Origin of the sequence: Caballeronia sp. SEWSISQ10-4 2 (assembly GCF_030464885.1) — a bacterium.
Lineage (GTDB): Bacteria > Pseudomonadota > Gammaproteobacteria > Burkholderiales > Burkholderiaceae > Caballeronia.
The window spans coordinates 184,318-190,482 of sequence record NZ_JALPRJ010000006.1 but is presented as its reverse complement, the minus strand read 5'-3'; the positions used below and the strand labels follow the sequence as shown (position 1 = coordinate 190,482).

The window sequence follows — 6,165 nt, the reverse complement described above, 5'->3', positions numbered from 1 at the left end:
GGTGCACGAGGGCAACACGGCCGACAGCCGCACCTTCATGCCCGCGGTGCACAAGTTGCGCGAGGACTTCGGCATTGAGCGCATGGTCATGGTTGGTGATCGGGGTATGGTCTCGCAGAAGGCCATCGACGAGATGCGCGAAGCCGACGGCATCGGCTGGATCACGGCGCTCAAGAGCGTATCAATCCGTGCGCTGCTCGAGCAAGGACATCTTCAGATGGACCTGTTCGATGAACGCAATCTGCTCGAGCTGAGCTCGCCGGACTACCCCGGTGAGCGCCTGGTGGCCTGCCGCAATGAAGCGCTGGCCCGGTTGCGCGCGCACAAGCGCGAGGAGTTGTTGGCGGCCACCGAGCGCCACCTCAAGAAGATCAAGGCCCGCGTGGACGCGGGTAAGCTCAGTGGGCAGGACGCGATCGGTGTGCGGGTGGGCAAGATCATCAACCAGTACAAGGTGGCCAAGCACTTCGATCTGAGCATCGCCGACGCGGCCCTGAGTTGGGCGCGCAAGCAAGACGGTGTCGCCCGCGAGGCGGCGCTCGACGGCCTGTACATCGTTCGCACCTCCGTGCCCGCCACGCAGATGGATGCGCCCGAGTGCGTGCGCAACTACAAGTCGCTGGCCAATGTCGAGCGGGCCTTCCGCTCGCTCAAGACCATCGACCTAAAGGTGCGCCCGATCCACCACCGCAAGGCCGATCGGGTGCGCGCGCACATCTTCTTGTGCATGCTCGCCTACTACGTCGAGTGGCACCTGTGCGAGGCCTGGCGCGAGTTGATGTTCGCCGATACCGAGCAGCAGGCCAAGGCCACGCGCGACCCCGTGGCGCCAGCCCAGCGATCCGTGTCGGCACAGGCCAAGGCCGCTACCCATTGCCTCAGCGACGGCACGCCAGCACACAGCTTCGCCACCTTGATGGCCGAGCTCGCCAACCTCGTGCGCAATACCTGCCGCACGCCAAACGCCGGGCCCGACGCGCCCACTTTCGAGCTCACCACTAGCCCCGAGCCCACACACGAGCGTGCTCTCGCGCTCGTCCAGGCGATCCACCCGTAGACAGAAAACCGAACCCCGATTTCAAGCCAAGCGCTTGAATCACAATGCAAACTTGTCTATCTCGCCGTGGAATCTCAGTTTAGCGAGTCGTAGGTGCTGTTTGCATTCGTATTCGAATTGCCGAAGAAGTCGTGCACCATGGCCCCTCTCCCGGTTTCCCCGGATAAACAATCGAGTCATCGGGAAGAGTGTGGGAATAGTCGCGGTTGATATTGAAGGTGTTGGCCTGTGCAACGCTTGCGGCAAACGTAAGCATGATCCAGATCACGATGCGTAGACTCATGACAGCTCCTGATAACGAAACGGAAATGGTGATGAAGCTGGTTTCTAAAATCGATTCAGACGATCAGTAAAACTGAATAAATATCAGAATTGACAGCGCAGATATGACCGGCATTTTCATTTGACGGGGGTTTTATAAAAACATGACCAATGCCCTGGATTGAACCGTATTTTTATATAGTTAGGCTCACTTATTGGATTGATGAATAGAAAAACCCGGCCATGACTTTCGCCGGGCCGGGTCTTAAAGTAGAGCAATAGATTTGAAACCAGCGCACCCATCAGTGTGAATGGGTGCGCGTTCTCAGCGGTGTATCCGCCAATGAGCCGTTTTCGGTGCCGTTATGCAGGAAACGGCGCCGCACCGCCGCCATTCGCCGATAGCCGCGTCGCCAACGTGCGCGCGTACCGGTCAGCCGCATTGCCCACGACAATGTGGAACGTGTCTGCCGACACCCACGCTACGTCGAGCGTAGATAAGCGCTGACGATCCACCGACGACGGATCGCGAACGACCACCCGCAGCCGCGTTGCAGCGACTGCATCGAGCGACGCCACGTTGGTCGCGCCACCGAACACTGCGAGCCAGCGCACCGGATCGGGATCCAGCGGACCTTCTTCGCCTGGCGCGACAGCGGCCAAAGGAGCAGCAGGCTTGGACGAAGCCGGCGTTGCGCCACGCGTAGACGAACGCTCGAGTTCGGTGCGGATTTCATCGGAGATGAGATCGGCTTCCGGCCCGATGATGACCTGCACACTCGTCGCGCCACGCTTCAACACACCACGAGCACCAATCGACTTCAACTCGGGTTCCGAAACCTTCTCTGAATCCACCACCGAAAGACGCAGACGGGTGGTGCAGGCGTCGACGACCGTCAGGTTCGACGCACCGCCCAAAGCGGCAATGTAGCGCACTGCGCGCGGCACGGTAGCGCCAGCGGTCGGGGAAACAAAGCCCGTGGAATCGTACGACTCGACTTCTGCTTCGGTCGTAGCAGGCTCACGGCCCGGCGTTGCCATGTTGAACTTGCGGATGAAGAAGCGAAACAGGCCGTAATACACCAGACCGTAGACCAGGCCGACCGGAATCGCCAGCCAGCCGCGCTGCGAAAGCCCGTAGTTCAGCACGTAGTCGATCGCCCCAGCCGAGAATGTGAAGCCGAGGTGAATACCCAACGCTGAGCAAATGGCAAGCGACAGGCCCGTCAGCACCGCGTGGATCGCGTACAGCGCCGGTGCAAGAAACATGAAGGTGTATTCGATTGGCTCGGTCACGCCCGTCAAGAACGCGGTCAGCGCCATCGAGAAAAGCAAGCCTCCCACCAATGCACGACGTTCCTTCGGTGCTTCGTGGAACATGGCCAGGCACGCTGCCGGCAAGCCGAACATCATGATCGGGAAGAAACCCGTCATGAAGCCACCCGCGGTTTTGTCGCCAGCGAAGAAGCGATGCAAGTCGCCCGTCACCGCCGCGCCGCCGCCCGTGGGTGTGTACGAGCCGAACACGAACCATGCGAGCGAGTTGATGATGTGGTGCAGACCCGTCACCAGCAGGATCCGGTTCAGCACGCCGAACACGAACACGCCGATAGCGCCCGCGCCCGTCAGCCAGCCGCCGGCTGCATCGATAGCCGCCTGGATCGGCGTCCAGATATAGCCAAACACAATCCCCATCACCAGACAGGCCACCCCCGTGACAATCGGCACGAAGCGTTTCCCTCCGAAGAACGCGAGGTACTCAGGCAGCTTGATGTCTTTGTACTTGTTGTAGAGAAACCCGGCCATGCAACCTGCCGCAATACCCGACAGCACGCCCATGTTGAGCTTGTCGTTGATGTCCTTCATCACCGCGATTTCGATCAGGTAACCGATCGCACCCGCCAGACCGGCCGTACCGTTATTGTCCTTCGCAAAACCGACCGCCACGCCGATGGCGAACAACAGTGGCAGGTTTGAAAAGATCGTGTCGCCTGCGTCGGCGATCATCTTGATGTTGAAGACATCCGGCTGGCCGAGGCGCAATAGCAGCCCGGCCACCGGTAGCACGGCAATCGGCAGCATCAGCGCGCGGCCGAGACGCTGCATTCTTGCAAACAGGTTAGCGTCCATCAGGTTCTCCAGAGATAAGTGTCTTGTCGTTGATCGTGGTGGTGAAACGTGTCGTCGATCGAAGCTTTTTTACTAATAAACGTGATAAACGCGAAGGCTGGCTGCCGGACGGACGTGTTAGTCCAGCGGCCAGATTTCGCGACTTGCTGCTCTTACTGCCTGTGCTGATTCGAGCGCCAAGGCGTCCTCAGCGCGCTGACGGCACAGTGGGTAATCGAGTTTGCGCACGAGCGCCTTGATGCCGGGAACCGAAGCCGGGTCCACCGACAATTCCGTCACGCCAAGGCCCACGAGCAAGGGCACGGCGACAGGATCGCCGCCCAGCGCACCGCACACGCCGACCCATTTGCCGTGTTTGGCCGCGCCATCCGTCGCGGCCTTGATGAGGCGCAGCACGGCGGGATGCAAGCCATCGGCTTGAGCGGCGAGATCGGCCTGACAACGGTCCATCGCGAGCGTGTATTGCGTGAGATCGTTCGTGCCGATGGACAGGAAATCCGCGTGTCGAGCGAGTTGATCGGCCAGCAGCGCCGCCGACGGCACTTCGATCATCACGCCAACTTGAATGGGATCGGTCCGGCCGATTTCCGCCGCGAGTTCATCGATACGCTTTCTCAGGCGCACGAGTTCGCCGGAGTCGGTGACCATCGGCAGAAGAATGCGCACCGTGCCGAACGGCTTCACCGCGAGCAGGCCACGCAACTGGTCGTCGAGGAGATCGGGGCGTACTTGTGCAAGACGGATGCCGCGCAAGCCCAATGCCGGATTCGTTTCGGGCGGCAGCGTGAGGTAATCGACTTCCTTGTCCGCGCCCACATCGAGCGTGCGGATGATCGCCGTACGGCCATTCAGCGCACCGACGATGGATTGATAGCTATCCCTATGTTCATCCGCTGTGGGTGCCGACTGGCGATGGATGAACAACAGTTCCGTGCGCAGGAGGCCGACTGCATCGGCGCCGTTTTCGACAGCGGTCTTTGCGTCCTCGAGTGTCGCGATATTCGCCGCGACTTCGATCGTGCGGCCATCGCTCGTAGCTGCCGCTTCCTGCGACGTACGCCGGTTCACCTCACGCACGCCCGCAAGACGCTGACGCTCGAGGCGCGCGCGTTCGACATCAAGTGCGGTCGGTGCGTATTCGAGGCGTCCAGCGGAGGCATCGACGACAACCTGCGTGCCGTCGGGAATCGCGAGCAGCGCGTCGCCCACTGCAACCAGCGCCGGAATGCCCATCTGGCGCGCGATGATCGCCGCGTGCGACGTCGCGCCGCCGCGTGCCATCAACAACGCGGTCACGCGCGTGCGATCGAGCGACGACAAATCGGAGGGCGTGAATTCGTCGGCGGCAAGGACGGCTTCGTCGGGCAATTCGCGCGCCGCCGTGTTCGTATAGCCGAGTGCGCGCAGCACGCGCTTTTCGATATCGCGGAGATCGGCAGCACGTTCAGCCAGCAACGAATCTTCGATATTCGACAGCAACACGATCTGCGCGCGAATCGCTTCACGCCATGCAAACCCAGCGCTCTTGCCGAGGCTGATGAGATCGCGGGCGGCGTCGAGCAGCGTCGGATCTTCGAGCAACACGCGATGCACCGCGAAAATCCCCGCCTCGCCAACTGCGCCGCGTTGCGAAGCGGTACGCACGGTTTCGTCGAGTTCCGCGTCGATGGCCGCAATGGCCTTGTCCAGCGAGTGGCTTTCCGATGCCGATGTCCCCGTTGCCTGCTCGGGCGGCGTGATGTCGTTATCGTCCCAGCGCACCAGCTTGCCGACCGCTACACCGGGCGAGGCGCACACGCCCGCAATCGTGTTCGGATCGAGCGGCTTGCCGGGGTCCCGCGCGACTGCGAGCGGCGCGGGTGATTGAGTGCGCGCCGGTTTCTCTTCCACTTCACCATGCGCTTCGCGCAGCAATTCCGCTGCGACCGCGTCAACCGCCGCCGCCGCTTGTGCGCCCACGCCGAGTAATTCGACAGTCGCGCCTTCGCCGGCTCCGAGTCCGAGCAAACCGACCACGCTTTCAATCGGCGACTTGCGGCCGTTGAAGCGCACTTCGACCTTGGCGTCGAAACCACGCGCCGCTTCGCGGGCGCGTGCGGCGGGCCGCGCATGCAACCCGCCGGCGTGCGCGAGCGTCACGTTGCGGCGCGCTTCGTCGGTGAAATTCGAATCGCTGCGGGCCGCGTCGGCCTTCGCGCCGCCCTTGCCGCGCAGCACGAGCAACCGGCTGTCGCCCGCCTTCAGCATGCCGCGGCCGGCGCGGTCGATAACCTCGAACGCGTCGCTGTTGGCGACCGCAATCACCGAAACGAGGCTCGGCGCATGCTGCGCAACATAGTCGGCATCGAATTCGATCAGCACCTGACCGGCGCGCACGCTCGCGCCTTGCTCGACCTTCGGCGTAAAACCTTTGCCGGCAAGCTCAACCGTATCGATACCGATATGCACCAGGATTTCCGCGCCCTGCGGCGTGCGCAGAGTCACCGCGTGATGGGTGCGCGCGAGATGCGTGATGACGCCGTCGCAGGGTGCGAGCAGCGCACCTTCAAGCGGATCGATACCGATACCATCGCCGAACATGCCGTCCGCAAACACTGGATCGGGGACATCGGCGAGCGGCACCATCGGGCCGGTGAACGGCGCGAGCAGCACGACATCGTTCGGATTTTCGGGGGAATGATTCAACAGGGACTCCTCGGCACGGCGCATCGGATAAC

Annotated in this window: 4 protein-coding genes; 1 reads left to right on the top strand and 3 read right to left on the bottom strand. The window is 62.1% G+C overall.

Annotation, left to right across the window (positions count from 1 at the left end; all coding sequences use genetic code 11):
* Positions 1-1,057: IS1634 family transposase (locus tag M0D69_RS06255; protein WP_301781189.1), on the top strand; the 1,057-nt coding region annotated here is incomplete at its 5' end.
* Between the two features lie 79 nt (positions 1,058-1,136).
* Here M0D69_RS06255 and M0D69_RS06250 read toward each other — a convergent pair.
* The 3 genes from M0D69_RS06250 to ptsP form a co-directional block, all read right to left on the bottom strand.
* The gene (locus M0D69_RS06250; RefSeq protein ID WP_301781188.1) at positions 1,137-1,340 is read right to left on the bottom strand and encodes a hypothetical protein; all 204 of its coding nucleotides are present in this window, start codon (positions 1,338-1,340) and stop codon (positions 1,137-1,139) included.
* 341 nt (positions 1,341-1,681) lie between these two features.
* Positions 1,682-3,448, bottom strand: a complete 1,767-nt coding sequence (gene nagE / locus M0D69_RS06245) for an N-acetylglucosamine-specific PTS transporter subunit IIBC (RefSeq protein WP_301781187.1) — start codon at positions 3,446-3,448, stop codon at positions 1,682-1,684.
* 117 nt (positions 3,449-3,565) lie between these two features.
* Complete coding sequence (gene ptsP, locus M0D69_RS06240) at positions 3,566-6,157, bottom strand: phosphoenolpyruvate--protein phosphotransferase (RefSeq protein ID WP_301781186.1); 2,592 nt, start codon at positions 6,155-6,157, stop codon at positions 3,566-3,568.
* Between the last annotated feature and the right edge of the window lie 8 nt (positions 6,158-6,165).

Excerpts from the sequence above, each read along its gene's own strand:
- M0D69_RS06250 (WP_301781188.1), bottom strand. The coding sequence starts at position 1,340 with ATGAGTCTACGCATCGTGATCTGGATCATGCTTACGTTTGCCGCAAGC.
- ptsP (WP_301781186.1), bottom strand. The coding sequence starts at position 6,157 with ATGCGCCGTGCCGAGGAGTCCCTGTTGAATCATTCCCCCGAAAATCCG.
- nagE (WP_301781187.1), bottom strand. The coding sequence starts at position 3,448 with ATGGACGCTAACCTGTTTGCAAGAATGCAGCGTCTCGGCCGCGCGCTG.